This is a genomic window from Azoarcus taiwanensis, assembly GCF_012910885.1.
Classification (GTDB): Bacteria; Pseudomonadota; Gammaproteobacteria; order Burkholderiales; family Rhodocyclaceae; genus Azoarcus_F; species Azoarcus_F taiwanensis.
The window spans coordinates 21,505-48,422 of record NZ_WTVM01000010.1 but is presented as its reverse complement, the minus strand read 5'-3'; the positions used below and the strand labels follow the sequence as shown (position 1 = coordinate 48,422).

Sequence of the window (26,918 nt, the reverse complement as noted above, 5' to 3'; positions counted from 1 at the left end):
ATGAAGTGTTCGCGGTCAATCTGGATTTCGAAGTGCAGGCCGTTGTTCTTGAGCAGCACGGCCGTCGGCGCGCTAGCCTCACCCTGGAAGCCGGCGAACTGCTCCGGACGGACGAGACCGGTGGTGTTGCCGTTGTCGAGCGCGACCACCAGCTTGCCGCCTTCGATGCGATAGGCGGTGGCGGCGGCATGGCTGGCGTTGGCCAGCGGAGCGGCCTGATCCAGGAAGTTGCGGGCGAAGGCGATGACTCTGGCACCGCGCACCGCGTTGTAGCCGCCGGCACGCTCGGCGCCGCCGTCCTCGGAGATGGCGTTGGTGCCGTAGAGCGCGTCGTACAGGCTGCCCCAGCGCGCGTTGGCTGCGTTCAGCGCATAGCGGGCGTTCATCACCGGCACGACGAGCTGGGGGCCGGCCTGGCTGGAAATCTCGCTGTCGACGTTGGCGGTGCTCACCTTGAACGGCGCGGGCGCCGGCTGCAGGTAGCCGATGGATTCGAGAAAGCTGCGATAGCCGGCCGCGTCGCGCACCGGGCCCGGGTTGGCACGGTGCCAGGCGTCGAGTTCGGCCTGCAGGCGGTCACGCTCGGTGAGCAGGGCGCGGTTCTTCGGCGCCAGTTCGTTCGCGAGGTCGCTGAAGTTGTTCCAGAAGTCGGCCGCGTCAATACCGGTGCCCGGCAGCGCTTCGGTTTCGATGAAGCGCGCGAGGTCGGCGTCGACTTGGAGCCCCTTGTGCTGAATGCGAGAAGTCATGTTGCTTGCCTCGATGATGAATGAAAGGGTTGAGAAGAGTGAATCAATCCGCCCGAGGGTTCAGGCGACTTTTTGCGAAGCGGAACCGGCGGCCAGACGCCGGTCGATGAAATCGAGCAACTCATCCAGCGTGGTGCCGGTGGCGGATGGCGTCACATCGAGTTGCTCAGGCGGTTGGTTGCCGCGATTGACCCAGAAGCTCGTATAGCCGAACCAGGTCGCGCCGATCGCATCCCAGCCGTTGGAGGATACGAAGACAATCTCCTGAGGCGTGCAGCCTAAGGCCGCCGGCCCCAGTCCGTAGGCGTCGGGGTGGGTCTTGTAGGCGCCGACCCGCTCTACCGATAGCACATGGTCGAACAAACCGTGCATGCCGGCGCTGCGCACCGCGACATCGAGCATCTCGGGGGTGCCATTCGACAGGATTGCCAGCGGCAGTCCACGCTCACGCAGCTTGCGCAGCACGGCGAGATTTTCCGGGAAGGGCGACAGACAGGCGTACTGGTTCATCAGCTGGCGGCGAGCGCCGTCGTCGAGATCGAGACCGAGCTTGCGCGCGGCGAACACCAGGCCGTCCTCGGTGACTGCCAGAAAGGGCTTGTACCGGCCCGATAGCGTGCGGATGAAGGCGTATTCGATCTGCTTTTGGCGCCACAGGGCAGCGAGCGCTTCACCCTTGCCAGGGAAAAGCTGCTCGGCGAGCGCGCCCACCGAGTACACGTCGAACAAGGTGCCGAAGGCGTCGAAGATGACCGCGCGGATTCTCGGGGTGTTCGATGGCATGGCGGGGGAGCTCGAGTCTGCGGTATTGAGTTGGGTCTAGTCTATTGTGTTTGTTTGGCGCGTAGAATAAGCCAAAAAGTAAAACAATCTTGTACCAGGAGTAACAAGTGGATGCTTTCAAGCAGATCGAGAGCTTCGTCAGCGTCGCGGTGCGGGGCAGCCTGTCCGCGGCGGCCCGTGCCGCTGGTGTGACGCCCGCGGTCATCGGTCGGCGCCTCGATGCGCTCGAGCAGCGGCTTGGCGTGCGTTTGCTGATGCGCAGTACCAGGAGCATCTCGCTGACCTTTGAGGGGTCGGCCTTTCTTGAAGACTGTCAGCGCATCCTCAATGATCTCGCCAACGCCGAGGCGTCGGTGAGTCTCGGTGGCGTCAAGGCCAGCGGGCACCTGCGGGTATCGGCGCCGGCCGGCTTCGGCCGTCTGCATGTGGCGCCCTTGCTGCGCAGCTTTCTGGACGCCAATCCAGACGTGAGTTGCTCGCTGGATCTTACCGATCGTCTGGTCGATCTCGTGAACGAGAACATCGACTGCGCGATTCGTATCGGTGAGCTCGCCGACTCCAGTCTGGTGTCGCTGCGCCTTGGAGACAACCGGCGTGTGGTCGTCGCGAGTCCCTCCTTCGTTGCGCGTTACGGCCGCCCCGAACGTCCCGACGATCTGCCGCGTTTCGATTGTCTGTCGCTGGGACAGCAGCGCGGCTGGCAGTTCATGGACGAAGACGGTGAGGTGACAACGGTTAAGGTGGCGGGGCGGCTGGAATGCAACGATGGCGCGGTGCTGCACGACTGGGCACTTGCCGGACGCGGCCTGGCCTGGCGCTCGCTATGGGAGGTGGAAGCCGACCTTGCTGCCGGGCGTCTGGTCACGGTGCTTGAAGATTTCGCGGCGCCGATGATGGGCATCTACGCGGTTTTCCCACAGCGCAAGCACCTGGCCTTAAGGGTGCGGCTGATCATCGATCACCTCCGGAATCATTACAGCCGCGCCGACTACTGGTCTGCAGCCGCCAACGGCGCTTGAAGCCGCCACGGCGCTAGGGTATATTTCGCCCTCTTTGCTGGTGTAGCTCAGTCGGTAGAGCAACTGATTCGTAATCAGTAGGTCGGGGGTTCGATTCCTCTCACCAGCACCAATTTCGTGGAAGGGTCGGCCCGCTGGGTCGGCCCTTTTTTTGTTGTGTCGCCTGAATGGCGATACAGTTGGATACGTTGGTTGACGTAAACGTCAACCAAATCTATCTTCCCTCGACTGACATTGAACCTGCCGGAGGAAGTGACGATGAAGATCGAGAACAGCGTATTCGTGGTAACGGGTGGTGGCTCGGGCCTGGGCGCGGCGACCGGGCGCATGCTGGTCGAAGCGGGTGGCAGGGTGGTGCTCGCCGACGTCAATCGCGAAGCGGGCGAAAAGGTTGCGGCCGAGCTTGGTGCAAGCGCTGTGTTCGTCGAAACCGACGTGACCGACGAGGCGAGCGCGCGTGCTGCGATTGCACGGGCAGTCGAGGGCTTTGGCGGACTGCACGGCCTGGTCAATTGCGCAGGCGTGGCGCCGGCTGAAAAGGTCGTCGGTCGTGAGGGGCCGCATCGGCTCGAGAGTTTCTCGCGCACCGTGGCGATCAATCTGATCGGCACTTTCAACATGATCCGACTCGCGGCCGAAGCGATGAGCAAATCCGAGCCCAACGAAGGAGGTGAGCGGGGCGTGATCGTCAGCACCGCCTCGGTGGCGGCTTACGACGGGCAGGTGGGACAGGCGGGCTATGCCGCCTCGAAGGCCGGTATCGTCGGACTGACCTTGCCGGTGGCGCGCGAACTCGCGCGCTCCGGCATTCGGGTAATGACGATCGCTCCGGGTATCATGGAAACGCCGATGTTGATGGGCATGCCGCAGGAGGTGCAGGACTCGTTGGGCAAGATGGTGCCGTTTCCTTCGCGACTGGGGCGGCCGGCTGAGTTCGCCGCTCTGGTTCGCCACATCGTTGAGAATGCCTATCTGAATGGCGAGGTGATCCGTCTCGATGGGGCGATTCGCATGGCCGCGAAGTGATCGCGTGCCGGACGCGGTCCGGCGCCGTATTTCGACAATGGGGCTGCGGCCCCTTTTTCTTTGTGTTCGTGTCGGTCCGATGTTCGAACCTTTGATCTGTCTCATTGGTCAGCCTCTGGAAATGTGCTAAAAACCGTTGCCCGCGGCGCTGCCCGGGTCGATTGGAATGGAACCGGTACAGAGGCTTATGAGCAGTACAGCAGATGCAATGGTCGCCAACGGTGCCGAAGTCGCCGCCAGTGAGGAGTGTTACCACTGCGGGCTGCCGGTCCCGCCCGAGTCCAGCTTTTACGTGGCGATCGACGATGTCCGGCAACGCATGTGCTGCGTCGGATGCGAGGCGGTCGCACAGTCGATCGTAGACAACGGACTCACCGACTACTATCGCCATCGCGACGCGATGCCCGAGCCGGTGAAAGAGGCGATGCCGGCCGAATTGCAGGAACTGGGGCTTTTCGATCACCCGGATTTCCAGAAGTCCTTCGTGCAGCCGATCGGCGAGTTCGAACGCGAGGCATCGCTGATTCTCGAAGGCATCACCTGTGCCGCGTGCGTGTGGCTCAACGAGCAGCACCTCGCCAAGCAGCCCGGGGTGACGCTGGTGGAGGTGAATTACGCGACCCGTCGTGCGCGTGTCCGCTGGGATGAGCGGCAGATCAAACTGTCCGACATTCTGGGGGCGATTCAGCTCATCGGTTACCGCGCCTACCCCTATGATGCGGAGCGATCCGAGCAGATCGCTCAACGCGAGCGCCGCTCGATGCTGTGGCGGGTGTTCGTCGCCGGGTTCGGCATGATGCAGGTGATGATGTATGCCTACCCGTCGTACATCGCGGGCGAGGGCGATATCTCCGCGGATGCCGACTTGCTGATGCGCTGGGCGAGTCTGGTACTGACGCTGCCAGTGGTTTTCTATTCCGCTGCACCGTTCTTCCAGCGTGCGTGGCGCGATCTGAAGCATCGCGCCCTCGGGATGGATGTGCCGGTGGCCCTTGGAGTCGGCAGCGCCTTCGTCGCCAGTGTCTATGCGACTCTGATCAACGGCCCCGACGTGTACTTCGACTCGGTGACGATGTTCGTCTTTCTGTTGTTGTGCGGGCGGTATCTGGAGATGCTCGCACGGCAGAAGGCGGTACGTGGCGTCGAAGAACTGGGCAAGGTCATCCCGGTGTTCGCGGAACGAGTGGAAGCAGGGGCGGCTGTGGGCACCAAGGTGCCGGTGTCGCAGCTCGTGCCTGGCGATCTGGTGCGGGTCCGGCCTGGCGAAGTGATTCCCGCAGACGGTGTAGTGCGCGAAGGCGAGAGCCAGGCGAACGAGGCCCTGCTGACTGGCGAAAGCCGACCGGTTACCAAGCGTCCGGGGGCGCAGGTGACTGGTGGCAGCATCAACATTGCCAGCCCCCTGCTCGTCGAGATACGCCAGGTTGGCGATTCCACGCGTCTTGCGGCGATTCGCAAACTGATGGATCGCGCTGCATCTGAGCGTCCCGGCATCGCGACTCAGGCCGACCGGGTAGCGCGCGTTTTCATCTGGGCGCTGCTCAGTCTGTCGGCGCTGACGCTGATCGTGTGGCAGTTCATCGATTCTTCGCGCGCGCTGTGGGTGTTCGTGTCGGTGCTGGTCGTCGCCTGCCCCTGCGCCCTGTCGCTGGCCACGCCTACCGCGCTGACCGTCGCAACCGATACGCTCGCCCGGATGGGCGTCCTCGTCACGCGGGGGCACGCGATCGAAGGCCTTGCCACCGCCAATCGCTACGTCTTCGACAAGACCGGAACTCTGACCTACGGCGTGATGAAGCTGGACGCGGTGACGTCTCTGGGTGCGTTGGAGGAAGGCGAGGTGAGGGCGCTTGCTGCCGCGTTGGAGCAGGCATCCGAACACGCCATCGCGGAAGGTGTCCGTCAGGGGGCGGAAGGTATGTCTCTGCCAACGGTGAGCGATTTGCGTTCGGTCACCGGGCAAGGGGTGGAAGGGGTGGCAAACGGGCGGCGCATGCGTGTCGGTCGTCCAGAGTTTGTCGCCGAGCTGGCAGGCTCGCCGATTCCCGACGCCATTGCTGCACTCGAGGGCGACGGGGGTACGGTGGTCGCGCTGGGTTCCGAGGATGGCTGGTTGGCCGTGTTTCGGCTCGCCGATGCCTTGCGCGAGGATGCGCCGGTGCTACTGCGTCGGCTGCATGCCGAGCGCATCCCCACGGCGATCATCAGTGGTGATGCGCCTGCAGCAGTTGCCGCAGTCGCACGCGAGGTCTCGGTGGCGGAGCACCATGGCGGCATGACGCCGCAAGACAAGCAGAGCTGGGTCGAGACACGTCAGAAGGAGGCCGGCGCTGTCGTGGCGATGATCGGTGACGGTGTCAACGATGCGCCTGTGCTGGCACAGGCCCAGGTGTCGATTGCGATGGGCGGAGGCACCGATCTCGCACGAAATCAGGCGGACATCGTATTGTTGTCCGAAAATCTGGCTGGTCTGTCACGCGGCGTCACGCTGTCGCGTCGGACCCTGACCATCATCAAGCAGAATCTGTGGTGGTCCTTTACTTACAATTTCACTTCGGTGCCGCTAGCGATGGCGGGGCTGATCACGCCGTGGATGGCCGGATTGGGCATGGCGCTGAGCTCGCTTCTCGTGGTGGTCAATGCCTTGCGATTGCAGCGCCAGCCTGGTGGAGGAGGAATCTGATGGGACTGTATCTGCTCATTCCACTATCGGTGGTGCTGGTGTTCATCATCGGCGTGATCTTCTGGTGGTCGGTACGCTCCGGTCAGTTCGACGACATGGAAGGGCCCGCCTATCGCATGCTGATCGATGACCGCGACCCTGCGCCCCGGTCCGATGGCGGAAAGGCAGCGAGTCCGGATGACCACGACAGCGCAGCGCCGGTGGCCGACGACCAGGCCTCAAAGAGTGCGGAAAAGGACTCATCCGCGCCACGACCGGACTGATCCGTGCGATCCGCCAGCCCACATGAGCACAGGCGCCAGTGAGCTGCGCGGCGGGATTGCGCGGATGTTTTGACCTATGTCAACTTGCCGCAAGATGTCCAAAGGCATACTTCCATCATGGTTTTGGCGCAGGAGCCCGAGTGGCTGGCCAAGCGCTCGGATCATGTGTTTTTTGTCTCTCTGTTGGGGTTGGGGGTGCGTTTCAGACGCACCCTTTTTTTTGCCTTGGCCGGCGAACTTGATCTGGATCAAAGGTTGTTCGGACTGTTGATTGACGGGGGTCTTAGTCGTTTGTTTTGGACTTTAGACTCTGTACAATCTTGACCTCAATCAAGCAGGGCTTTCTTTGCCCACAAGCGCGATCGCGAGCTAATCTGTAACTGTTGCAACCAACGCGCCGCCGCCGAGCGAGATCGAATTTTCAAACCAAGAGGTGACTCACATGCAATCGCAAGCGACTTACAACTATAAAGTCGTTCGCCAGTTCGCCATCATGACGGTGGTGTGGGGTATCGTAGGCATGCTTGTCGGCGTGATCATCGCCGCACAGCTCGTCTGGCCCGCACTCAATCTGAGCGACGTCGGCGAATGGTTTCATTTCGGGAGACTGCGCCCGCTGCATACCAACGCGGTGATCTTCGCGTTCGGTGGTTGTGCGTTGTTTGCGACGTCATATTTCGTGGTCCAGCGGACCTGTCACACCACTTTGTTTGCGCCCAAGCTGGCCGCTTTCACCTTCTGGGGCTGGCAGCTGATCATCGTGCTCGCTGCCATTACGCTGCCGCTGGGCTTCACCTCCGGCAAGGAGTACGCCGAACTCGAGTGGCCGATCGACATCCTGATCGCCGTCGTGTGGGTCTCCTACGCCATCGTCTTCTTCGGCACCATCGCCAAGCGCAAGGTTTCGCATATCTACGTTGCGAACTGGTTCTTCGGCGCCTTCATCCTCACTGTCGCCCTGCTGCACATCGTCAATAGCGCTGCGGTGCCGGTGTCTGCATGGAAGGCCTACTCCGCCTACGCGGGTGCGCAGGACGCGATGATCCAGTGGTGGTATGGTCACAACGCGGTGGGCTTCTTCCTGACTGCGGGCTTCCTCGGCATCATGTATTACTTCGTTCCGAAGCAGGCCGAGCGGCCGGTGTATTCCTACCGCCTGTCGGTCGTGCACTTCTGGGCGCTGATCTTCACCTACATGTGGGCGGGTCCGCACCACCTGCACTACACCGCGCTGCCCGACTGGACCCAGTCCCTCGGCATGATCTTCTCGCTGATCCTGCTCGCGCCGTCCTGGGGTGGCATGATCAACGGCATCATGACCCTGTCGGGCGCCTGGCACAAACTGCGCACCGACCCGATCCTCAAGTTCCTGATCGTGTCCCTGTCCTTCTACGGCATGTCGACCTTCGAAGGTCCGATGATGTCGATCAAGACGGTCAACGCGCTGTCGCACTACACCGACTGGACCGTCGGTCACGTCCACTCCGGTGCACTCGGCTGGGTGGCGATGATCTCGATCGGCGCGGTGTATTACCTGCTGCCGCGCATGTACGGCAAGACCGAGATGTACTCGACCAAGCTGATTACCGCCCACTTCTGGATCGCGACCATCGGCATCGTGCTCTACATCGCTTCGATGTGGATCGCCGGTGTGATGCAGGGTCTGATGTGGCGTGCGACCAACCCGGATGGCACCCTGACCTACTCGTTCATCGAGAGCGTCAAGGCCAGCTACCCGTTCTGGACCATCCGTCTGGTCGGCGGCATCCTCTTCCTCGCTGGCATGTTCATCATGTTCTACAACATGGTGAAGACGATTTCCGGTGAGAAGGCCTACGAGGCGCCGGTGCTCGCTCCGTCCGCTGCACACGCCTGATTTGGAGAAGAGAACCATGTCCGAAAAGAAAAAATTCACTCATGACGTGATCGAGCGCAGCGTCGGTCTGATGATCGTGCTGACCTTGCTCACGGTGAGCGTGGGCGGTCTGGTGGAAATCGTGCCGCTCTTCTTCCAGAAGTCCACGACCCAGGCGATCGACCGTCAGGGCAACCCGCTCGACATCAAGCCCTATCCGGCGCTCGAGCTGACCGGTCGCGACATCTACGTTCGGGAAGGCTGCTACAACTGCCACTCCCAGATGATCCGTCCGTTCCGCGCGGAGACTGAGCGTTATGGTCACTACTCGGTTGCCGGCGAGTTCATCTACGACCGACCCTTCCAGTGGGGCTCCAAGCGCACCGGTCCGGATCTGCATCGCGTCGGCGGTCGCTACTCCGACGAGTGGCATCGGGTGCATCTGATCAACCCGCGCGCCGTCGTGCCGGAGTCGAACATGCCCGCCTTCCCGTGGCTGGAGCGCCCGATCCGTGCGGTGGACATGCGTACCATCGAGACGAAGATGGAGCGCCTTCGCATGCTGGGCCATCCCTACACCGACGAGCAGATCGCCAGGGCGCGTGCTGATCTCGAAGGCAAAACCGAGATGGATGCGCTGATCGCCTACCTTCAAGGGTTGGGCACTGCACTGTCGAACTTCAAGTAAAGAATCGGAGAAATCGCTGTGGAATTGAATGACTTCCGAATCCTGATCACGGTCGTGGGGTTCCTGTGTTTCGTCGGAATCTGCATCTGGGCCTGGAGCAAGCACGCGAAGTCGGGGTTCGACGAAGCAGCGCAACTCCCCTTTACCGACGATGATGTGCCGGGCTCGCAGCAGTCCCGGCATTCCAAGGAAGGATAAGAAAATGGCTGACTTTACGAGCGGCTTCTGGAACCTCTGGGTGATGGTGCTGGTGGCGCTGAGCCTCCTGTTCTGTCTGTATGTGCTCGTTTCGAACAACAAGCGGCACAGTGGAAAGGTCGAACTGCACGGCCACGTGTGGGACGAAAACCTCGCGGAGTACAACAACCCTCTGCCGCGCTGGTGGCTGTACCTGTTCTGGATCACCTTGATCTTCTCGGTGGTCTACCTCGCGCTCTACCCGGGTTTTGGCAACTTCAAAGGGGTGCTTGGCTGGAGTTCCACCGGTCAGTACTACACGGAGCAGGCGCAGGCCGAAGAGCGTTATGGCCCGATCTTCGCCCGTTTCCGTGGCATGGACGTCGCTGCCGTGGCCGCCGACCCCGAGGCGCGCGGCATGGGTGAGCGCTTGTTCCAGACCTATTGCGCCCAATGTCATGGCTCGGACGCGCGCGGTGCGCGGGGCTTCCCGAACCTGACCGATGGCGGTTGGCAATGGGGTGGCGAACCGGACGCGATCAAGGCGACGATCACCAACGGCCGCACCGGCGTGATGACGCCGTTTGGCGCAGTGCTCGGACCGGAGGGTGTTCGTGACGTGGCCAACTACGTCCGCTCGCTGAACGGTCTCGCTCACGACTCGCTGCGTGCTCAGCGTGGCGAAGAGCTCTTCCAGACCAACTGCGTGGCTTGCCACGGTGCTGATGCCCAGGGTATGGCCATGCTGGGTGCGCCGAACCTGACGGATAACAACTGGCTGTGGGGCTCCTCCGAGGCGGCGATTATCGACATCGTCACCAATGGTCGGATGAACCGCATGCCCGGCTTTGGCGACTTCCTGGGCGAAGACAAGGTGCACCTGCTCACCGCCTACGTGTGGGGATTGACCAACCAGTAATCGCACGACCGTATCACCCCCGGCCCGGAGCGGGCACTTCGGGTCGGGGTACCATAACGATAACGACAGATGCAGCATTGCCAGCGACGCCTTTTCAGTGCCGTTGGCGATACCCCAAACCTCCTGCAAATGGATCAAGCCCGACATGGCCGACCCGGCAAACAAGCCCAGCCCCGACAAGGCGGCTCAGGGCAGCGACAGCAATCCTGACACGCTCTACGCTTCACGCAAGAAGCTGCAGGTGCGGTCGACTTCAGGCGTATTCACCAATTGGCGTTGGGCCATGGTGTGGCTCACGCAGATCCTTTACTACGGTCTGCCCTGGCTGACCTGGAATGATCGCCAGGCGGTGCTGTTTCATCTCACCGAGCGCAAGTTCTACATCTTCGGCTGGGTGTTCTGGCCACAGGACGTTTTCTATCTTGCGATCCTGCTGATCATCTCGGCCTACGCACTGTTTTTCTTTACTGCGATCGCGGGGCGATTGTGGTGCGGCTATACCTGTCCGCAGACGGTCTATACCGAAATCTTCATGTGGATCGAGGAGAAGATCGAAGGCGACCACAACAAGCGGCGCAAGCTCGACGCGGCGCCCATGGATGCCCGCAAGTTCATGCTGCGCGGCGCCAAATTCGGCGCCTGGGCAATCTTTTCGCTGTGGACCGGCTTCACGCTGGTTGCCTACTTCAGCCCGGTCGAAGAACTGCTGCAGGCGCTCACGACCTTCGGATTCGGGCCCTGGGAGACTTTCTGGATTCTGTTCTACGCCGGTTTCACCTATGTCTTTGCCGGTTTGCTGCGTGAGCAGGTCTGCAAGTACATGTGTCCCTACGCTCGCTTCCAGGGCGTGATGTTCGACCCGGATACCCTTGTCGTGACATACGACGAGTTTCGTGGCGAGCCGCGTGGCACCCGGAAGAAGGGGGTTGACCCCAAGACGGTTGGCAAGGGGGACTGCATTGACTGTGGCATCTGCGTTCAGGTTTGCCCGACTGGCATCGATATCCGTCAGGGCTTGCAGTACGAGTGCATCGGCTGCGGCGCCTGCATCGACGCCTGTGATCAGGTCATGGACAAGATGTCCTACCCGCGCGGGCTGATCCGCTACTCGACCGAAAACGCGCTGAAGAAGCGCTGGGGCATGAAGGAGATCCTGGTTCATGTCGCCCGGCCGCGCACGTTGATCTATGGCGGCTTGCTGGTCGCGATCTGCATTGCGATGGTGGTCGGGCTGGCAACCCGCACCGACCTGCGTGTCGACATCCTGCGTGACCGGGCGACGTTGGCCCGCGAAGTCGAGGGCGGGTTGATCGAGAACGTCTACCGGCTGCAGGTGATCAACATGATCGAAGAAGCGCGCAACGTCACGATCTCGGTGTCCGGGCTGGACGGCATCCACCTCGACAGCGATGGCCTCGCAGCCTTGCCGGCTGCCACTACCGAGTCAGTGACGGTGCAGGTACGCGTACCCTACGATGCCGCCGAGCCGGGGGTGCACCAAATAGTATTCGAGGTCGTCGTCGATGACGACCCCTCCGTCGTGGTGCGTGAGGGCACCACCTTTATCATTCCGAGATGAGTCAGAACCAATGATAGCAACGATTCGCAGCACAGCCCGACCCAACGAAGACGGAGCGCCGTGGTACCGTCAAAAGTGGCCGTGGATCCTGATCGGGATCCCCGGAACCTCGGTGGTGTTGGGGTTCGTGCTGCTCTATTTCGCGATTACGACTGCAGATGGGCTTGTGGTCGACGATTACTACCGCCAGGGCAGGGCGATCGACCAGACCATGGCCCGCTCGCTGCTCGCGGGCGACCTCGGCCTTGTTGCGGACTTGTCCGTGCGCTCAGATCGCGTGTCGGTGAGCCTGTCGGCCAACAACACCGCGGATCTGCCCGAGGGGCTGATCGTCACCATCATTCATCCAACACGAGCGGGCATGGACCAGGTGCTGCGTCTTGCAGGCGATTCCGGGGTCTATAGCGGACCGGTTGCGCCGCTCAGGATTGGATACTGGCGCATTCAAATAGAAGATGAGTCCCGAAGCTGGCGCTTGAACGGGGCCGTGAACCTCCCTTCAGAGACGGAAAAAAGGATTATTCCCTATGATTCCTAACTGTGAGAAAGGAGGTATGGCATGGCAACCCAGGAGCTGTTTACGACGAGTATCGGACTGCTGAGCCTGTTCACCATCGTCTTCGTGCTCGTCATCGGCGGGTTTCTGTTCCGCTTCGCGATGCGCAACATGAAGGAGGACGAGCTCAAGGCGAAACAACAGGCCGAGAGCGGTGGGCAGTCTTCGGCCCCCGCAAGATAGACGTTCGCACGGTGCGAAGCGACGAAGGAGGCAACATGCTGAAATGGATTCAGGTTCTCTGGCCGTCTTTCATGGTGGCCTTCGTCGCAACGGTGTTCTTCTTCACCGTGGTGAATCCGCAGGAGCTTTATCTGTTGGGGGATCCGGTCGAGTACTCGCCGATCGCCACCTACTCGATCGGCTTCTTCGGATTCTGGGTGGTTTGTGCAGCGTCCAGCCTGATCAGCATTTATCTCGAGCCGCCATCGAAACGCGGCTCTTGACGGCAGGCGCAACCGCGTGACGGTCGCCCCCGGACGGGGGCGTTTTCAATTCCGTCAGCGGTAGATGAGTACCGGAATCTTCGAGTGCGTGAGGACCTTCTGGGTCTCGCTGCCCAGCAGCAAGGCACTGATGCCTCGGCGCCCGTGAGAGGCCATGAAGATCAGATCGCAGCCGTGCCGGTCCGCGGCGTCGATGACCGCTTCGTAAGGCACTTCATTGACGACCGTATCGCTGTCGGCAGTCACGCCGGCATCATCGGCCACCTTCTTCGCCGCTTCGAGAATGCGATCGGCTTCCTCTTTGGCGGATTTGGCGAATTGCTCGGGCGTGGTCGGGTCGATCAGCGCGCCCTCGCCGTAGATCGGCATCGGGAAGTCCGGTTGTGCATAGAAGAAGGTGACTCGGGCGCTGGTTTCCTTGGCGAAGGACACCGCGCGCTTGACCGTGGCTTGAGAGAGTTCCGATCCGTCCGTGGGGACCAGCAGATGCTTGAACATGATTTGCCTCCATGGCTGTGACTATGCTGCACTTATAGTATTCATGATGCCAGAGATTGCGGCATTTGGTGTTCCGCAGCTTGGTGCCAGGGGAGGGGCGTATGGGAGAGGGCAGGATGAGAGTCATGTTTCACGGAGCGGCCGGCGAGGTGACGGGTTCGTGTGCCAGAGTGGAGGCGGACGGCGTCCGTTTCCTGGTCGATTGCGGCATGTTCCAGGGCGGGCGAGGTGCATCGCAGAAGAATTTGCGAGCCCTGCATTTTCCGTTGCGTGATCTGGATTTCATGCTGCTGACCCATGCGCATCTTGATCACTCAGGCCTGATTCCGCGCCTCGTGGCACTGGGTTATCGGGGACCGATCTACGCGACGCAGGCCACCGTGGATCTGCTTGCAGTAATGCTGCTTGATTCGGCCTACATCCAGGAGAAGGAGGCCGAATGGAGCAATCGTCACCAGCGGGCGCGCAACCCGCGCAGCCTGTCAAACACCGCACCGCTGTACACGGTCGAGCAGGCCCGGGAGAGTCTGTCCCGGCTGGTGGGTGTGGCCTACGACGAGCCATTCGAACCCACGAAGGGCGTGACAGCGTGCTTTCGGGAGGCGGGCCACATTCTCGGGTCATCGGTGATCGAGGTTGCCGTCAATGATGACGGCAAGCGCCGCAAGCTGGTATTCAGTGGTGATATCGGGCAGACGATGCGCCCGGTGGTTCGGGATCCCGCGGTGATTCGCGAGGCTGACGTACTGGTTGTCGAGTCGACCTACGGCAACCGGGCACATCGTCCGATGAAGCAGACCGAGGACGAGCTCGTCGGGATCCTGAATGACACCCTCAAGCGAAGGCATGGCAACGTGATCATCCCGGCCTTTGCTGTCGGTCGTACGCAGGAGGTGGTCTTCGTGCTCACGGAACTGGTGCAGAAAGGACGTGTGGACAGACTGGAGATCGTCGTCGACTCGCCGATGGCCTCGGCGGTGAGCGAACTCACGCTGCAGTACGATGAGCTGTGGGACGAGCAGACGCGGGAGCTGCGTGACTGGGCGATGGCGAATCCCGAGCGGGTCAAGCTGCGATTTGTCCAGGATGTCGAAGAGTCGATCGCATTGAATGAACGGCGCTCCGGCCTGGTGCTGATTTCGGCCAGCGGGATGTGTGAAGCGGGGCGAATCAAGCACCATCTTCGGCACAACATCGACCGGCCCGAGTGCAGTATCGTGATCTGCGGTTTTCAGGCCGGCGGCACGCTTGGCCGGCGCCTGGTCGATGGTGCAAAGACTGTCACCCTGTTTGGCGATCGCCTGCCGGTGCGGGCGCGCGTACATACGATTGGAGGCCTGTCGGCGCATGCCGATCAACCCAGTCTGCTCGCCTGGCTGCGCCACTTCGAGAGGCCGCCGTCAAGGACCTTCATCGTGCATGGCGAGGTCGAGGCGTCCCGCATATTTGCTTCGGCGATCGAGTCTGAGCTGGGATGGCAAGCGGTCACGGTAGCCGAGCCGGACGTCTCGTATCCGCTGCATGACTGAGCCCGCATTCGCTGCATCGCGGCAAGGGGGCAGGCGAGTTGGCCATCGGCCGCATGTTATGATGCTGTGCAGTGCATCATCGCGTTCTGGAGGAGGGCAACATGCCGCGCAGCGCCAAAGCCGTCAATAATCCCCTGGAAACGCTGACTCGCGTCATGCGGGGTGCGCATGAGGCTGTCGAAGGGACGATTGATCCGTTGGGCATGGCCGCGCCGATCGTGCACGCGCAACTGGCATGGGCGTCGCACCCGCAGGAGCTTGCCGAGCATATGCTCGATCTGTCCGCGGACCTGTGGGAGCTGCAGATGCATTCGCTGCATCGGATGCTCGGCTTGCCACACCCCGATCCGATTCAGCCTCACCCGGACGACACCCGTTTTGCCGACCCCTGGTGGTCCGAAGTCGCGACCTGGGATATCGCCAAGCAGTGGTATCTCGCGATTACCCACCATGTCCAGGACATGCTTTACGCAACGCCCGGGCTTGACAGCAAGGAGCGACGTCGGGCCGCCTTCTGGTGGCGCAAGTGGCTCAACGCGATGGCGCCCACGAACTTTCTGCTGACCAATCCGGTGGCGATACGGAAAGCCATCGAGAGCAATGGCGACAGCCTGCGCCAGGGGTTCATCAACATGCTTGCCGACGTCGAGGCCGGCTCGGTGCGGATGACGAATCCGGACGACTTTCAGGTTGGCGTGAATCTGGCGACGACCCCCGGTGCGGTGGTGTTTCGCAACCGGCTTCTCGAAGTCATCCATTACGAACCCACCCGGGACCGTGTCCATGCCGAGCCGGTCGTGATCATCACACCGTGGATCAACAAGTTCTATGTGCTCGATCTCAACGAGAAGAAGAGCATGGTGCGCTATCTTCGGGATCAGGGGCTGGATGTCTTCATCACCAGCTGGAAAAACCCGGATGCCTCGATGCGCGACACCACATTCGACGACTATCTCGTCGATGGCGTGCATGCCATCGTCGAAACCGCGCGCGGACTGAGTGGCGCCGACAAGGTGCACGCAGTGGGTTACTGCATCGGCGGCACCGCGCTGACGATGTACATGGCTTGGGCCAACCGGCACTTCGATGCCGGGAGTGTGCCGGTGCGCGATTTTTCGCTGTTCACCACGCTGGTGGATTTCCACAAGCCGGGCGATATCGAGGTGTTCGTTGATGAGGCCAGTATCCGCTTTCTTGAGTCCGGCATGGCGCGCAAAGGTTTTCTCGACGGCAAGGAGATGGCTTCGTCTTTCCGCCTGCTACGCTCCAACAGCCTGATCTGGCATTACGTGGTGCACGGCTGGCTTTACGGCGAAACGCCTCCGCCGTTCGATGTTCTCTACTGGAACATGGATACCACGCGCATGCCCTACGCGATGCATGCGTGGTATCTCCGCGAGCTCTATCTGAGCAACAATCTGGTTCGCAAGGACGCGCTCGAGGTCGCCGGCGAGAAGCTGGATCTGGCGCGCATTACCCAACCGCTCTATGCGGTTACCGCGGTCGACGATCACATCGCCCCGTGGAAGCAATGCTACAAGGTCAACAACCATGTGACCGGCGACAAGCGCTTTGTCCTATCGAGTTCCGGGCATATTCTGGGCATCGTCAATCCGCCGGTCGATCCGCCGAAACGGCAATACTGGGTCGCGGATGCCCACCGCTCGGACCGTCCGGAAGTATGGCGTGCAAATGCGCAAGAGCACCGCGGCAGCTGGTGGACGGACTGGATGGCGTGGCTCAAGCCGCGTTGTGGACCACTCGTGGCCGCGCGACCGACCGTTTCAGAGCAGTATCCCGGCCATGCCGAAGCGCCGGGCACCTACGTCCTCGAACCCTGATTGATGCCCATCAAGGCCGCACCGACTGCCACGCAAGCACAATGCCTGGCAAGGGGCGGCCTTTGGCGTTTCGAAGCTCGCTGGGGTGCGGATCAGGATTGGTGGGCCGCCAGGCGCTTGGGGTCGAGCAGCGTGATCTGCTTGCCCTGCACCTGGATCAGGCCGGCTTCCGACAGTTCGTGAAAAATCCGTGAAAGTGTTTCGGGTGTGAGATTGAGTCGGGAGGCCATGACTTGTTTGCTTGTCGGCAGCTCGATCTGCTGTGGCGTCGGCCCAGGTTGTTCGGGCACCTGCTGCAGCAGGAAGCCGATGACGCGCTGGGTGCTCGAACGCAGGGAGTAGGTCTCGACGTCGCGAATCATGCCATGCAGGCGAATGGCCATGCCGGCGAGCAGTTTTCGGGCGAATGTCGGATCCTGGTCAATCAGTTCGGACACGACGTTCTGTGCGATGTGGAGCAGGTGAGTGGCGACCAACGCCTCGGCAAAGACCGGATAGCTGCGGTCCATGAACATGATCGCTTCGCCGAAGGTCTGCTCCGGATGGATGACCTCGACGATCTTCTCGTTGCCCTGGGGCGATGAAATCGCGAGCTTGATCTGCCCGGAAACCACGAAATAGAAGCCGTGCGCCGGATCGCCACGTTGGAACAGCAATTCACCCTTGTCGAGACGCTTCTCCCGGGTGAAGCGCATGACTTGCGCAATCTCCGCGTCGCTCAGTTCGGAAAAAAGCGGCACGCGCTGAAGCAGCGCGGCCAGGTTGGTGGTATCGGGCATCGAGAGCTCCGTCGTCGAATTGAAGCACGCATTCTAAATGGACAGTATGAACATGCAGAAACACGAATCCACTCCTTCGGTCACCCCGACGCTTTTTGCCGCGCCACATAGACCCATGTTCTTCGCGGGCGCAGTTCTGTTGCTTGCGAGTTTCGCCCTCTGGATACTAGAGCTGCTCGCTCGAACCGGTGTGATCGGGCCGCTTGGCTGGCTCTTGCCGGCAGGTTGGCTTCACGGCCTGCTGATGGCTTCGGGCGTGCTTCCGTTTTTCATGTACGGCTTTCTGCTTACTGCAATGCCGCGATGGCAGGGGCAGGGTGACCTGACCCGCGGGCGCTGGTTGCCGGCGTGGTATCTGCTTGCCTCGGGCTGGGCGCTGGTATTGGTGGGTGCCTTCATTCCTGGCGTGATCGTCGTTGCGCTGCTGCTGGTTGCGCTTGGCTGGGCGTGGTTGCTTCGCGTGTTCTGGCAGGTCGCCTATGCTGAGGTGGCGGATGGGCTTCATGCGCGCATTACAGCATGGGGCATGGTCGGTGGCCTCGTGGCGGTTTTGCTCTGGCTGCTTGCGGTGATCACGGGTCGTCTGCACCTGGCGCATTCCGCCCTCCAGGTGGCCGTATGGTGGAGTCTGTTGCCGGTCTTCCTCGCCGTCAGTCACCGGATGGTTCCATTCTTTTCCAGCAGTGTGTCGCCGGGTTACACCATCACGCGCCCACGCTGGGCCTTGTGGGCACTCGTGGGCGCGAGCGTCGGCCATGGTCTGCTGTTGGTGAGTGGTTTCGAACGCTGGCTCTGGCTGGTTGACTTTCCCGGTGCTGCGGTGGCGCTCTGGCTCTCGGCTGTCTGGCTGCGCGGCGCGCGCATGGCGGTACGCCTGCTGGCGATGCTGCACATCGGGTTTGCCTGGCTTGGCATTGGCCTGGCGTTGTCGGCGCTGCAATCCATCGCCGCGTTGGGTGGGGTGTCTCTGGGTGCGTATGGACCTTTGCATGTGATCCTGGTCGGTTACTTCGGTGGGATGCTGTTCGCGATGGTGTCGCGGGTGACGCTCGGGCATTCGGGCCGTCCGCTGCAAGCCGATGGCCCCACCTGGGCGCTGTTTCTCGGCTTGCAGGCGGTTGTCCTGCTGCGCGTCCTGGCAGATCTGGTGCCGGGCACTTTGGGGGCGGGGGTGATGCTGGTGGCGGCGGTGCTGTGGTTGGGTACCTTCGGTGCGTGGGCGCTGCGTTATCTGCCGATATACTGGCGGCCGCGTGTCGACGGCAAACCCGGTTGATCCTTGGAGTCCGCATGATCTATTACACTATCAAGCAGATTCACGTCATCGCGGTGGTCATCAGCGTACTCGGCTTCGTGCTTCGTGGCTGGTGGATGATGAGCGCGAACTCCTTGCTGGAACATCGGCTCACACGGGTGTTGCCGCATGTCGTGGATACCGTTCTGCTGGTCAGCGCGATCGTGCTCGCCGTGATGATTTCGCAGTACCCCTTTGTTGCCACCTGGGTGACGGCAAAGGTAATCGGTTTGCTGGTTTATATCGGGCTGGGGATGGTGGCGCTGCGGCGCGGCCCAACCCTGCCGGTGCGGGTTTCGGCCTGGGTGGCCGCGCTCGCGGTCTATGGCTGGATCATCTCGGTGGCGACCAGCAAACAAGCCTGGGGTTTTCTGGCTACCTGAAGGAGACGTTTCCGCATGACCAAGTCCCTCATTCCCGTCAGTCCGGGGTTCGATGAACCTCTCGAAATGCTTACTGCCTGCCATGAGCGTTTGCACGCCCAGCTCGAGACCCTGCGCCGTCTTTCGCGCTGGCTACCCGAGCACGGAGTGGATGAGCCGGCGCGTCGCGCTGCGGCCTCGGTGATTCGTTACTTCGATCATGCGGCGGTGAACCATCATATGGACGAAGAGCAGGATCTCTTCCCGTTGCTGTTGCGCAAGGTCAGCGCCGACAGGCGTTACGCGCTCGTGGCGCTGATTGACTGGATCAAGGAAGACCATCAACGCATGTTTGCCGCCTGGGCGGACATGAAGACCCGTCTTGAGGCGCTGGTTGCGGGCGAGGCATTCGAGTTGAGCAATGACGTGGTCGATGCGTTCTGCGAACGCTACGTGATGCACACCGACCGGGAGGAGAGTGAGCTCCTCCCGCACGCGCAGGCCCTTCTCGACGAGGAGGATCTGGCAGCGTTGGGACAGACGATGACGGCAAGACGGCGCCAGCCCGCCGCATGAAATGAACAAGGCCGCAAATCGCGGCCTTGTTCATTTCAGCGCCAGTGCGCGGTCGGATGGTCGCGTGTCTCAGCGACCCACCGGGTGCTGGATCAGCTTGCGCAGCTGGGGCAAGTCGACGAGGCGGACATGTTTTTGCTGAACCTCGACCATGCCTTCTTCCTGAAAGCGGGAGAATGCACGCGACACCGTCTCGAGCTTGAGCCCGAGATAGGATCCGATTTCGTCGCGCGTCATGCGCAGATGGAAATCGACGCCGGAAAAACCGCGGGCGGTGAAGCGTTGCGACAGATTCAGCAGAAACGCGGCCAGGCGTTCCTCCGCGCGCATCGAGCCGAGAAGCATCATCACTCCGTGGTCGCGCACGATCTCGCGGCTCATCACCTTGTGAAACTGATGCTGCAAGCCTTCGAACTCACGGGACAGTTCCTCGAGCCGGCTGTAGCTGATGACACAGACCTCGCTGTCTTCCAGCGCGATGGCGTTGCAGGAGTGGGTTTCGGTGCTGATCCCGTCGAGTCCGAGCATCTCGCCGGTCATCTGAAAACCGGTCACCTGTTCGCGGCCATCTTCAAGGACGACGTCGGTCTTGAACCAGCCGACGCGGATGGCGTAGATTGCCTCGAAGGGGTCGCCGGCACGGTACAGGGGTTGTTGACGTTTGACCTTGCGGCGAGTGCCGACCAGTTCATCGAGACGCTGGATCTCCTGCTCGTCCATTCCGAACGGCAGGCACAATTCCAACAGGTTGCACTGAGAGCATGCCGACCTGAGTTGCGCAGTAGTGATCGGAACCGTAGCCTTCATTTGCACAATGCTGATTCTCCGTGTTGCAGACCGCGCATGATTTCAAGCGATCTGCCCGATCTTCGTCGGGGGCTGAGAGTCCGTCGGACAGGGTGCCGACGGTTGGGGCTGGAGGTGCCATTTTGCCCGATTCACGGCGATTAAGGCTACGTTGACGCACGTCAAACACGGGTTGGCCGCTTTCTGGGATCGTAATGGCTGAGAAAAAATGGTGCTCAAATGAACACACAGACAGAAGTCGTATTCGACCCCCAGCTGATTCGTCGTTTCGACGTCAATGGCCCGCGATACACCTCGTATCCGACAGCCGACCGTTTCGTCGAGGCTTTCGATGCGGAAGCGCTCAAGAGCTGGCTGGCCAAGCGCGCCATTGGTGGTGCCAGCAAGCCGCTCTCTTTGTACTTTCACATCCCCTTCTGCAACACGATCTGCTACTACTGCGCCTGCAACAAGATCATTACCAAGGATCACGGGCGCTCGGCCAAGTATCTGGCCTATCTGGACAAGGAGATCGAGTTGCAGGTCGCTGCGCTCGGGGGAAGTCGTCAGGTCACGCAGCTTCATCTCGGTGGTGGTACGCCAACCTTCCTGTCGCACGACGAAATGCGACAGTTGATGGATTCGGTGCGCTCACGGTTCAACCTGGTGGCCAACGGCGAGTATTCGATCGAAGTCGACCCCCGCAAGGTGGATTTCGAAACCGTGAGTCTGCTTGCCGAACTCGGTTTCAACCGCATGAGCGTGGGGGTGCAGGATTTCAACCATGACGTTCAGGTTGCGGTCAATCGTGTGCAGAGCATCGAGGAGACCAAACTGGTCATGGACGCAGCCCGTGCGACTGGCTTCAAGTCGATCAGCATGGACCTCATCTACGGCCTGCCCAAACAGAACGTCATCAGCTTCAACCGCACGCTCGAGCAGGTGCTGGATCTCTCGCCCGATCGCATCTCGCTCTATAGCTACGCGCACCTTCCGGGCCTGTTCAAGCCGCAACGGCGTATCAACTCGATCGAGTTGCCGAGTGGCGATACCAAGCTGCAGATCCTCCAGCTCGCAATCCGCCGCCTTACCGAGGCGGGCTATGTATACATTGGCATGGATCACTTCGCCAAACCGGATGATGAATTGACGGTTGCGCAACGGCAGGGGCGCCTGCACCGCAATTTCCAGGGTTATTCGACCCAGGCCGAGTGCGATCTGCTCGCCTTCGGCGTGTCGGCGATCGGCAAGATCGGTCCGGTGTATTCGCAGAACGTCAAGACGCTGGATGAATACTACGATGCACTCGATCGCGACGAGCTGCCAGTGTTGCGCGGTATCGAACTGACGGCCGACGACTTGCTGCGGCGGTCGATCATCCAGGCCCTGATGTGTCACTTCGAACTGTCGATCGAGTCGGTCGAGATCGCGCATCTCATCCAGTTCCCCGAGTACTTTGCCGAAGAACTGGACGACTTGCGCGAAATGGCCAAGGCCGGGCTGGTGAAGGTCGAGGACGACTGCATCACCGTGCTGCCCGCCGGGCGCCTGCTGGTGCGCGGCATAGCAATGGTGTTCGACCGCTATCTGCGTGCCGACCGCGAGCGTGCGCGTTACTCCAAGGTGATCTGAACGGTTCTGCGCCCTGCGGTACAACCCAGCAGGGCGAGCGCCATTGCTCCCGGCGTGAGCCGGTCATCGGCGTGCAACCGACTGCCAGGCGATTATGTTCTCGTCCACCGATTTGCCAGCCAAGGCTGGTAGACTGGTCGGCAGACGTCCTCCCCCAGTGTCATGCTCGAAACCGGTTACATCGCCCTCTTTCTCATCGGCCTTCTTGGCGGTACCCACTGTGTGAGCATGTGTGGTGGCATCGTGGGTGCGTTGAGCGTGCAGATGCCTGGTCAGCAACGCAGGCAGTGGCCGATTCACCTTGCGTACAACCTTGGGCGAATCACCACCTACGTCGTGATGGGTGCGCTGTTGGGTGCCGTGGGCACCGCCGGCATGCTGTTCAACGACGTTCTGCCGGTGCAGATGGGCTTGTACGTACTGGCCAATCTGATGCTGATCGCGCTTGGACTCTACCTCACCGGTGTCACGCAGCTGCTCGCGCCCATCGAACGTGCCGGCATGGGAGTGTGGAAACGGGTGCAGCCGCTGACCAAGCGATTCATCCCCGCCCGAAACGTCGGCCAGGCTTTACCACTTGGTCTGCTGTGGGGTTTTCTGCCCTGTGGCCTGGTCTATAGCGTGCTCACGACGGCCTTGCTCACGGGTTCGGCTACACGCGGCGCCGGAATGATGCTCGCGTTCGGGCTCGGCACGCTGCCCAATCTGATGCTTGCAGGCATGCTCTTCAAGCGCTTCCGCGACATTACGCGCAACACCCGGGTCAGGTTCGTGGCCGGCATGTTGGTGCTTGGGTTCGGTGTTTTCGGTCTCTATCACGCGCCAACGCTGGGCGGCAATCTCTGGTCGGGTATCGTCTGCGAAGTCTGACCGGATTCGATTGGGGATTTTTCGTGCGTCACGCTGCGAAATGATTCAGAATCCCAATCCCCAACCGAGTACTGCGATGGAGGCGAGCATCCATGACTGAAGTGACGATCAAGGTTGCCGGCATGAGCTGTGGTGGATGCGTGCGCAACGTGACCGGTGTGCTCAAGGCATTGCCGGGGGTGACCGATGTGTCGGTATCGCTCGATGAGGCGCAGGCGGAGATTTCCTATGATCCGGGTCAGGTCAACGTCGAACAACTGCGCCAGGCCATCATGGACGCAGGTTTCGACTCCAACGACTGATTGCGGGCTCAAGAGCGCTCGAGCCTGAAGGCTACCGGTACCCGCACCCAACTCTCGATTGCATGTTCGCCGTCGCGCGCTGGCTCGAACCGCCAGTTCGCCACGGCACTGCGTGCTGCTCGGTCGAGACGCTCATGGCCGCTGCTTTCCGCGATTTCTATCTCGTTTGCGCGACCGTTGGCGCCAACCCTGACGCGGAGAATCACCAGCCCCTCTTCTCCGCGTCGACGAGAGGCTTGAGGGTAGGGCGGCGGCGAATTGCGCAGGTGAGCTGCGTCGAACCGGGCGTTGATCCGTAGCTCCACGTTGCTGGCAACCGGATTGCCCGTCGCCTGAGCAGGCGCCTCTCCGATCGTGGGCTCGGTCCGCTCCGCCACTGCCGCGGTCTGCGAGGCGGATGCGACCTCGGTCACCTCGCTGACTTGATGCGTCTGGGTAGTGGCAGGCGGTTTGCTCACGACCGGTTGTGACTGCGGCTCCTTCGGTGCCTTGGCGCGCGACGCAGTCGGTGGTTCGGGCGAGCTTTCATGCACAGGAGGCTCGGGAGCCGGGGCTGCGGTCGCGGGCGTCTCGACTCGATGCGTTCGGGCCACGGAGGCTTCCTGCTGCGCTGCGACAGGTGCAGGCTGTGGCGACTCACGTGTCTCGCTTGGCGTGGAGGGAGCGCCCAAGAATGTCTCGGTGGCCGGTTCGGCGTGGGTTGCTTCCGCGGCTGTCGGTGCGGTCGTGTCCTCGCGGGAGTCGATCACGAGAGAGACGCTGATCAACCCGCCCGCGGCATTCGCCGGATCCGGGTTGGCAGCGAGTCGATGTGCAATGTCGCTCTGGGTGAGGGCATAGATGCCGGCCGCATGGGCACTGGCGGCGATGAACAGCCAGCCCCAATGTAGCCCTGCAACGGGTTTGGCACTGTGGTGCCCACGCCCCAGAAACACCCCTCGATCGCTCCCTTTCCAGATCTGATCTGCGGGCGCGAACGGGCCAATGGCTCGTCAAGCATCGCCGGCCCGCAATGCATGGATGACAATTCTGCAGGCCGGTCTCCGGGCTCGGCGCCAATGACGCTTACCGTTGCGGGGGCAGCACAGGGTTCGCACCTGTTTCCCGATTCTTCACGTGCATTCGCACGCGACACCTGCATACGCGTCATTATAGCCCCTCATGCAAGTGGCTTCGTCGATCTGCTTGTTTGCCGGACGCATAGCCGGATTGTGCAGCGCAGAAGCGCTGTATAATTTCGCCGAACTTCGCGAAGGGAGGTAAACATGAGTTTTGAACTGGTCAAGCCTGGCAAGGACGTACCCAACGATATCAACGTGATCATCGAGATTCCGGCGCAAGCCGATCCGATCAAGTTCGAGGTCGACAAAGACAGTGGTGCGGTCTTCGTCGATCGTTTCATGGGAACGTCGATGCGGTATCCGATCAACTACGGCTACGTCCCGCACACGATCGCGGGCGACGGTGATCCGGTCGATGTGCTGGTGGTCACGCCTTTTCCGCTGCTGCCGGGCGTGGTGATTCGTGCGCGGCCGGTCGGCGTGTTGAAAATGGAAGATGAGTCCGGCATGGACGCGAAGGTCGTCGCGGTTCCGGTTTCCAAGCTCACGCCGCTGTACGACAAGGTCCAGAGCACCGACGACCTGCCGGAACTGCTGATGAAGCAGACCGCGCACTTCTTCGAGCACTACAAGGATCTGGAGCCGGGCAAGTGGGTCAAGGTGATCGGCTGGGGTACGGTCGAGGAAGCCCGCCAGGAGATCCTCGACGGCATCAAGAACGCCGCCAAGTAAGCCGGCAGACTGTGCACCGCTGCCGTTGTCAGGAACGCCCGCGCAAGCGGGCGTTCGTATTTGAGCTAGCAGTAGTGTCCTGGCGGAAAGGGGATCGCTCCGTCAGTTCGTCGAGATAGAATCCCACCCCCTCGCGCTCCCGCGCCAGGAATCGGTCGACCGCGTCACGAAAGCGCTCGTCGCGAATCCAGTGTGCTGAACGGGTAACCACCGGTTCCAGGCCGCGCGCCATCTTGTGCTCGCCCTGGGCGCCGCCTTCGAAGCGCGAGATGCCATTGCGGATGCAGTAGTCGATGGCCTGGTAATAACACAGCTCGAAATGCAGAAGAGGCAGGTGTTCGCTCGCTCCCCAGTATCGACCATACAGCGCCTCGTCGTCGCACAGGAAGAAGGATGCCGCCACGGGCTCGTTGCCTCGGCGTGCCAGCAGCAACCGGACCTTGTCCGGGGCTCGCTCGGCAAGCATCGGGAAGAAGTCGGCTGTGAGATAGGGTGTCGATCGGTGCAGAGCGTAGGTGGTGGCGTAGCAGCGGTAAAAGAAGCGCCAATCCGACGCTTGCGCGCTGGCGCCGTCCAGCCACTCGCAGGTCAGCCCGTGAGCGCTGACGCGCTTGCGCTCCTGGCGAATCTTCTTGCGCTTGTCATGGTTCAGCGCGGACAGAAAATCGTCGAAATCCCGGTAGTCGTGGTTTAGCCAGTGAAACTGGACGCCGGTGCGAACCAGCATGCCGCGTTCGCGCATCCATTCGGCCTCGGCTTCGCCTGGAAACAGGATGTGAAGCGAAGAGTGGCCCGCGTCTTTCGCGATCTGCAACACGGCGTCAAGCAGCTGGATGCGTGCCTGCGGGTTGTTGCCCAGCAGTCTCGCACCGGGCACCGGAGTGAACGGGACGGCCGAGAGCAGCTTCGGGTAGTAATCCAGCCCGTGTCGGGCGAAGGCGTCCGCCCAAGCCCAGTCGAAAACATACTCACCGTAGGAATGATGCTTTTCGTACATCGGCAACGCGGCCTGCAACGTGTTGCCGGACCACAGACCAAGGTGCCGGGGCGTCCAGCCGGTGCTCGATACAGCGCTGCCGCTGTCTTCAAGCGCCGAGAGGAATGCGTGCGAGAGGCAGGCGCTTTGCCCGCTCACCGAGTCCCAGGTGCCTGGGGAAATGCTTGAAATGGCTTCGGTGAGGCGTATCTGGTGATCGGTCTTCAAGGCAGCGTGTGCGTGCAGTCAGGCGTTTGGGTGCAGGGTGACCGATCGAACAAGGCGAAGTTCCGCTTCTGCTGCATTTTCAGGCAATCGGCTCAAGCCTTCAGCCGGCAAGGTCTTGGCAGGATTGCCCAGAGCTTATCCACAGGTTTTCTCACGGCTGCTGTGGGCAAACCGGGGTCGCACACCCCGGCTCGCGGTCAGTTCAAGTGAACCGACACTCGTTGGCCAGTGGCTTCTGGGTCTTGCCGTCGAGCAGCACGCCCTTCCAGGGCAGGTCGATCCAGACGAGGCCGCTGTTCACATCCTCGAAGCGCGGCAAGCCGGAGAATGAATGATCGCGCTCGAGCTGGTAGCGGGCGCCCTTCCATGCAATGTGCACGCGGTGGCTGACGCGATCGGCGACTTCACGTTCCACGCCGACGCTCAAGCCATGTTCGCAGGCGTACTCGCCGCTCGAGAGATCAAAGTCGAGTTGCCCGTCGCGATGAGAGTACTCCGGGATGGCGCTTGGTTCCACCGCAACAGCGGCGACCTGGGTCTGGGTGGCGCAAGCCGGAAGAATGAAGATGGCCGACAGAAAGGCGATGACAGGTGAGCGGATCATGGGCGGTGAGCTCCGAAGAAGAACTCCTTAAATTCTATGCCTTTTTCGCAAAGTGAAGTAGTGGCGGCAAGCGTTTTTCGAGGGGAAGTGGCAAGCATTGGGGAT

General features: G+C 61.5%; 28 protein-coding genes, 1 tRNA gene, 1 pseudogene and 1 riboswitch. Of the genes and pseudogenes, 22 read left to right on the top strand and 8 right to left on the bottom strand.

The window, feature by feature from the left end; genetic code table 11:
• Window positions 1-749: pseudogene (locus tag GPA21_RS03000) on the bottom strand (malate synthase G); the annotation flags it as partial.
• A 60-nt stretch (window positions 750-809) separates the two neighbouring features.
• Complete coding sequence (locus tag GPA21_RS02995; protein WP_168986728.1) at window positions 810-1,532, bottom strand: haloacid dehalogenase type II; 723 nt, start codon at window positions 1,530-1,532, stop codon at window positions 810-812.
• A gap of 107 nt (window positions 1,533-1,639) precedes the next feature.
• On the opposite strand from GPA21_RS02995, the gene GPA21_RS02990 reads away from it, so the two are divergent.
• The 13 genes from GPA21_RS02990 to GPA21_RS02930 all read left to right on the top strand — a co-directional run bounded on the left by GPA21_RS02990 (window position 1,640) and on the right by GPA21_RS02930 (window position 12,743).
• Window positions 1,640-2,551 (top strand): LysR substrate-binding domain-containing protein, encoded by a 912-nt coding sequence (locus tag GPA21_RS02990; RefSeq protein WP_168986727.1) that lies wholly within the window; start codon window positions 1,640-1,642, stop codon window positions 2,549-2,551.
• Window positions 2,552-2,587: 36 nt separating this feature from the next.
• Window positions 2,588-2,663 (top strand) — tRNA-Thr (locus GPA21_RS02985).
• Between the two features lie 146 nt (window positions 2,664-2,809).
• On the top strand, window positions 2,810-3,577 hold the full coding sequence (locus GPA21_RS02980) for a 3-hydroxyacyl-CoA dehydrogenase (protein ID WP_168986726.1): 768 nt from the start codon (window positions 2,810-2,812) through the stop codon (window positions 3,575-3,577).
• Between the two features lie 187 nt (window positions 3,578-3,764).
• Complete coding sequence (locus GPA21_RS02975; protein WP_246261718.1) at window positions 3,765-6,260, top strand: heavy metal translocating P-type ATPase; 2,496 nt, start codon at window positions 3,765-3,767, stop codon at window positions 6,258-6,260.
• Window positions 6,257-6,523 (top strand): cbb3-type cytochrome oxidase assembly protein CcoS, encoded by a 267-nt coding sequence (gene ccoS / locus GPA21_RS02970; protein WP_168986733.1) that lies wholly within the window; start codon window positions 6,257-6,259, stop codon window positions 6,521-6,523. Before GPA21_RS02975 ends, ccoS begins: the two co-directional genes overlap by 4 nt.
• A gap of 442 nt (window positions 6,524-6,965) precedes the next feature.
• Window positions 6,966-8,399 (top strand): cytochrome-c oxidase, cbb3-type subunit I, encoded by a 1,434-nt coding sequence (gene ccoN / locus GPA21_RS02965; RefSeq protein WP_168986724.1) that lies wholly within the window; start codon window positions 6,966-6,968, stop codon window positions 8,397-8,399.
• A gap of 16 nt (window positions 8,400-8,415) precedes the next feature.
• Complete coding sequence (gene ccoO / locus GPA21_RS02960) at window positions 8,416-9,066, top strand: cytochrome-c oxidase, cbb3-type subunit II (protein ID WP_168986723.1); 651 nt, start codon at window positions 8,416-8,418, stop codon at window positions 9,064-9,066.
• Between the two features lie 18 nt (window positions 9,067-9,084).
• The gene (locus GPA21_RS02955; protein ID WP_168986722.1) at window positions 9,085-9,264 is read left to right on the top strand and encodes a CcoQ/FixQ family Cbb3-type cytochrome c oxidase assembly chaperone; all 180 of its coding nucleotides are present in this window, start codon (window positions 9,085-9,087) and stop codon (window positions 9,262-9,264) included.
• 4 nt (window positions 9,265-9,268) lie between these two features.
• The gene (ccoP, locus tag GPA21_RS02950; protein WP_168986721.1) at window positions 9,269-10,162 is read left to right on the top strand and encodes a cytochrome-c oxidase, cbb3-type subunit III; all 894 of its coding nucleotides are present in this window, start codon (window positions 9,269-9,271) and stop codon (window positions 10,160-10,162) included.
• 145 nt (window positions 10,163-10,307) lie between these two features.
• A complete protein-coding gene (ccoG, locus tag GPA21_RS02945; protein WP_168986720.1) occupies window positions 10,308-11,741 on the top strand; it encodes a cytochrome c oxidase accessory protein CcoG in 1,434 nt (477 codons plus the stop codon).
• Between the two features lie 10 nt (window positions 11,742-11,751).
• On the top strand, window positions 11,752-12,279 hold the full coding sequence (locus GPA21_RS02940; RefSeq protein ID WP_168986719.1) for a FixH family protein: 528 nt from the start codon (window positions 11,752-11,754) through the stop codon (window positions 12,277-12,279).
• 21 nt (window positions 12,280-12,300) lie between these two features.
• Complete coding sequence (locus GPA21_RS02935) at window positions 12,301-12,480, top strand: DUF3149 domain-containing protein (RefSeq protein ID WP_168986718.1); 180 nt, start codon at window positions 12,301-12,303, stop codon at window positions 12,478-12,480.
• A gap of 35 nt (window positions 12,481-12,515) precedes the next feature.
• Window positions 12,516-12,743 (top strand): hypothetical protein, encoded by a 228-nt coding sequence (locus tag GPA21_RS02930; RefSeq protein ID WP_168986717.1) that lies wholly within the window; start codon window positions 12,516-12,518, stop codon window positions 12,741-12,743.
• 54 nt (window positions 12,744-12,797) lie between these two features.
• Here the strand turns inward: GPA21_RS02930 and GPA21_RS02925 are convergent, their stop codons facing one another.
• Window positions 12,798-13,241 (bottom strand): universal stress protein, encoded by a 444-nt coding sequence (locus GPA21_RS02925; RefSeq protein WP_168986716.1) that lies wholly within the window; start codon window positions 13,239-13,241, stop codon window positions 12,798-12,800.
• 116 nt (window positions 13,242-13,357) lie between these two features.
• On the opposite strand from GPA21_RS02925, the gene GPA21_RS02920 reads away from it, so the two are divergent.
• Complete coding sequence (locus GPA21_RS02920) at window positions 13,358-14,770, top strand: MBL fold metallo-hydrolase RNA specificity domain-containing protein (RefSeq protein WP_168986715.1); 1,413 nt, start codon at window positions 13,358-13,360, stop codon at window positions 14,768-14,770.
• 155 nt (window positions 14,771-14,925) lie between these two features.
• A complete protein-coding gene (locus tag GPA21_RS02915; protein ID WP_246261721.1) occupies window positions 14,926-16,611 on the top strand; it encodes a PHA/PHB synthase family protein in 1,686 nt (561 codons plus the stop codon).
• A 92-nt stretch (window positions 16,612-16,703) separates the two neighbouring features.
• Here GPA21_RS02915 and GPA21_RS02910 read toward each other — a convergent pair whose 3' ends face one another.
• Window positions 16,704-17,390 (bottom strand): Crp/Fnr family transcriptional regulator, encoded by a 687-nt coding sequence (locus GPA21_RS02910; RefSeq protein ID WP_168986714.1) that lies wholly within the window; start codon window positions 17,388-17,390, stop codon window positions 16,704-16,706.
• A gap of 52 nt (window positions 17,391-17,442) precedes the next feature.
• Between GPA21_RS02910 and GPA21_RS02905 the strand changes: the two genes are divergently transcribed.
• Genes GPA21_RS02905 through GPA21_RS02895 form a run of 3 tightly spaced genes read left to right on the top strand, consistent with a single transcriptional unit; the run spans window position 17,443 to window position 19,622 of the window.
• Window positions 17,443-18,666, top strand: a complete 1,224-nt coding sequence (locus tag GPA21_RS02905; RefSeq protein WP_168986713.1) for an NnrS family protein — start codon at window positions 17,443-17,445, stop codon at window positions 18,664-18,666.
• A 17-nt stretch (window positions 18,667-18,683) separates the two neighbouring features.
• Window positions 18,684-19,067, top strand: coding sequence for a SirB2 family protein (locus tag GPA21_RS02900; RefSeq protein ID WP_168986731.1), 384 nt, complete (start codon window positions 18,684-18,686; stop codon window positions 19,065-19,067).
• A 15-nt stretch (window positions 19,068-19,082) separates the two neighbouring features.
• Window positions 19,083-19,622 (top strand): hemerythrin domain-containing protein, encoded by a 540-nt coding sequence (locus GPA21_RS02895; protein ID WP_168986712.1) that lies wholly within the window; start codon window positions 19,083-19,085, stop codon window positions 19,620-19,622.
• Window positions 19,623-19,691: 69 nt separating this feature from the next.
• On the opposite strand, the gene fnr is transcribed toward GPA21_RS02895, so the two are convergent.
• Window positions 19,692-20,429: a fumarate/nitrate reduction transcriptional regulator Fnr gene (gene fnr, locus GPA21_RS02890; protein ID WP_168986711.1), complete on the bottom strand. Its 738-nt coding sequence runs from the start codon at window positions 20,427-20,429 to the stop codon at window positions 19,692-19,694.
• 219 nt (window positions 20,430-20,648) lie between these two features.
• Here fnr and hemN point away from each other — a divergent pair, with 219 nt between their 5' ends.
• The 3 genes from hemN to GPA21_RS02875 all read left to right on the top strand — a co-directional run bounded on the left by hemN (window position 20,649) and on the right by GPA21_RS02875 (window position 23,212).
• Entirely contained in the window at window positions 20,649-22,040 is a 1,392-nt protein-coding gene (gene hemN, locus GPA21_RS02885) for an oxygen-independent coproporphyrinogen III oxidase (RefSeq protein WP_168986710.1), read from the top strand.
• Window positions 22,041-22,202: 162 nt separating this feature from the next.
• A complete protein-coding gene (locus GPA21_RS02880; protein WP_168986709.1) occupies window positions 22,203-22,910 on the top strand; it encodes a sulfite exporter TauE/SafE family protein in 708 nt (235 codons plus the stop codon).
• A 92-nt stretch (window positions 22,911-23,002) separates the two neighbouring features.
• Window positions 23,003-23,212, top strand: a complete 210-nt coding sequence (locus GPA21_RS02875) for a heavy-metal-associated domain-containing protein (protein WP_168986708.1) — start codon at window positions 23,003-23,005, stop codon at window positions 23,210-23,212.
• An 8-nt stretch (window positions 23,213-23,220) separates the two neighbouring features.
• Here GPA21_RS02875 and GPA21_RS20590 read toward each other — a convergent pair whose 3' ends face one another.
• Complete coding sequence (locus GPA21_RS20590) at window positions 23,221-24,147, bottom strand: energy transducer TonB (protein WP_339379779.1); 927 nt, start codon at window positions 24,145-24,147, stop codon at window positions 23,221-23,223.
• A gap of 82 nt (window positions 24,148-24,229) precedes the next feature.
• Window positions 24,230-24,366, bottom strand: a riboswitch (cobalamin riboswitch).
• A 111-nt stretch (window positions 24,367-24,477) separates the two neighbouring features.
• Here GPA21_RS20590 and ppa point away from each other — a divergent pair.
• Complete coding sequence (gene ppa, locus GPA21_RS02865) at window positions 24,478-25,005, top strand: inorganic diphosphatase (protein WP_168986707.1); 528 nt, start codon at window positions 24,478-24,480, stop codon at window positions 25,003-25,005.
• Between the two features lie 28 nt (window positions 25,006-25,033).
• Here ppa and GPA21_RS02860 read toward each other — a convergent pair whose 3' ends face one another.
• Both GPA21_RS02860 and GPA21_RS02855 read right to left on the bottom strand, forming a co-directional pair.
• Window positions 25,034-26,209, bottom strand: coding sequence for a GNAT family N-acetyltransferase (locus tag GPA21_RS02860; RefSeq protein ID WP_168986706.1), 1,176 nt, complete (start codon window positions 26,207-26,209; stop codon window positions 25,034-25,036).
• Between the two features lie 202 nt (window positions 26,210-26,411).
• A complete protein-coding gene (locus GPA21_RS02855) occupies window positions 26,412-26,813 on the bottom strand; it encodes a hypothetical protein (RefSeq protein WP_168986705.1) in 402 nt (133 codons plus the stop codon).
• Between the last annotated feature and the right edge of the window lie 105 nt (window positions 26,814-26,918).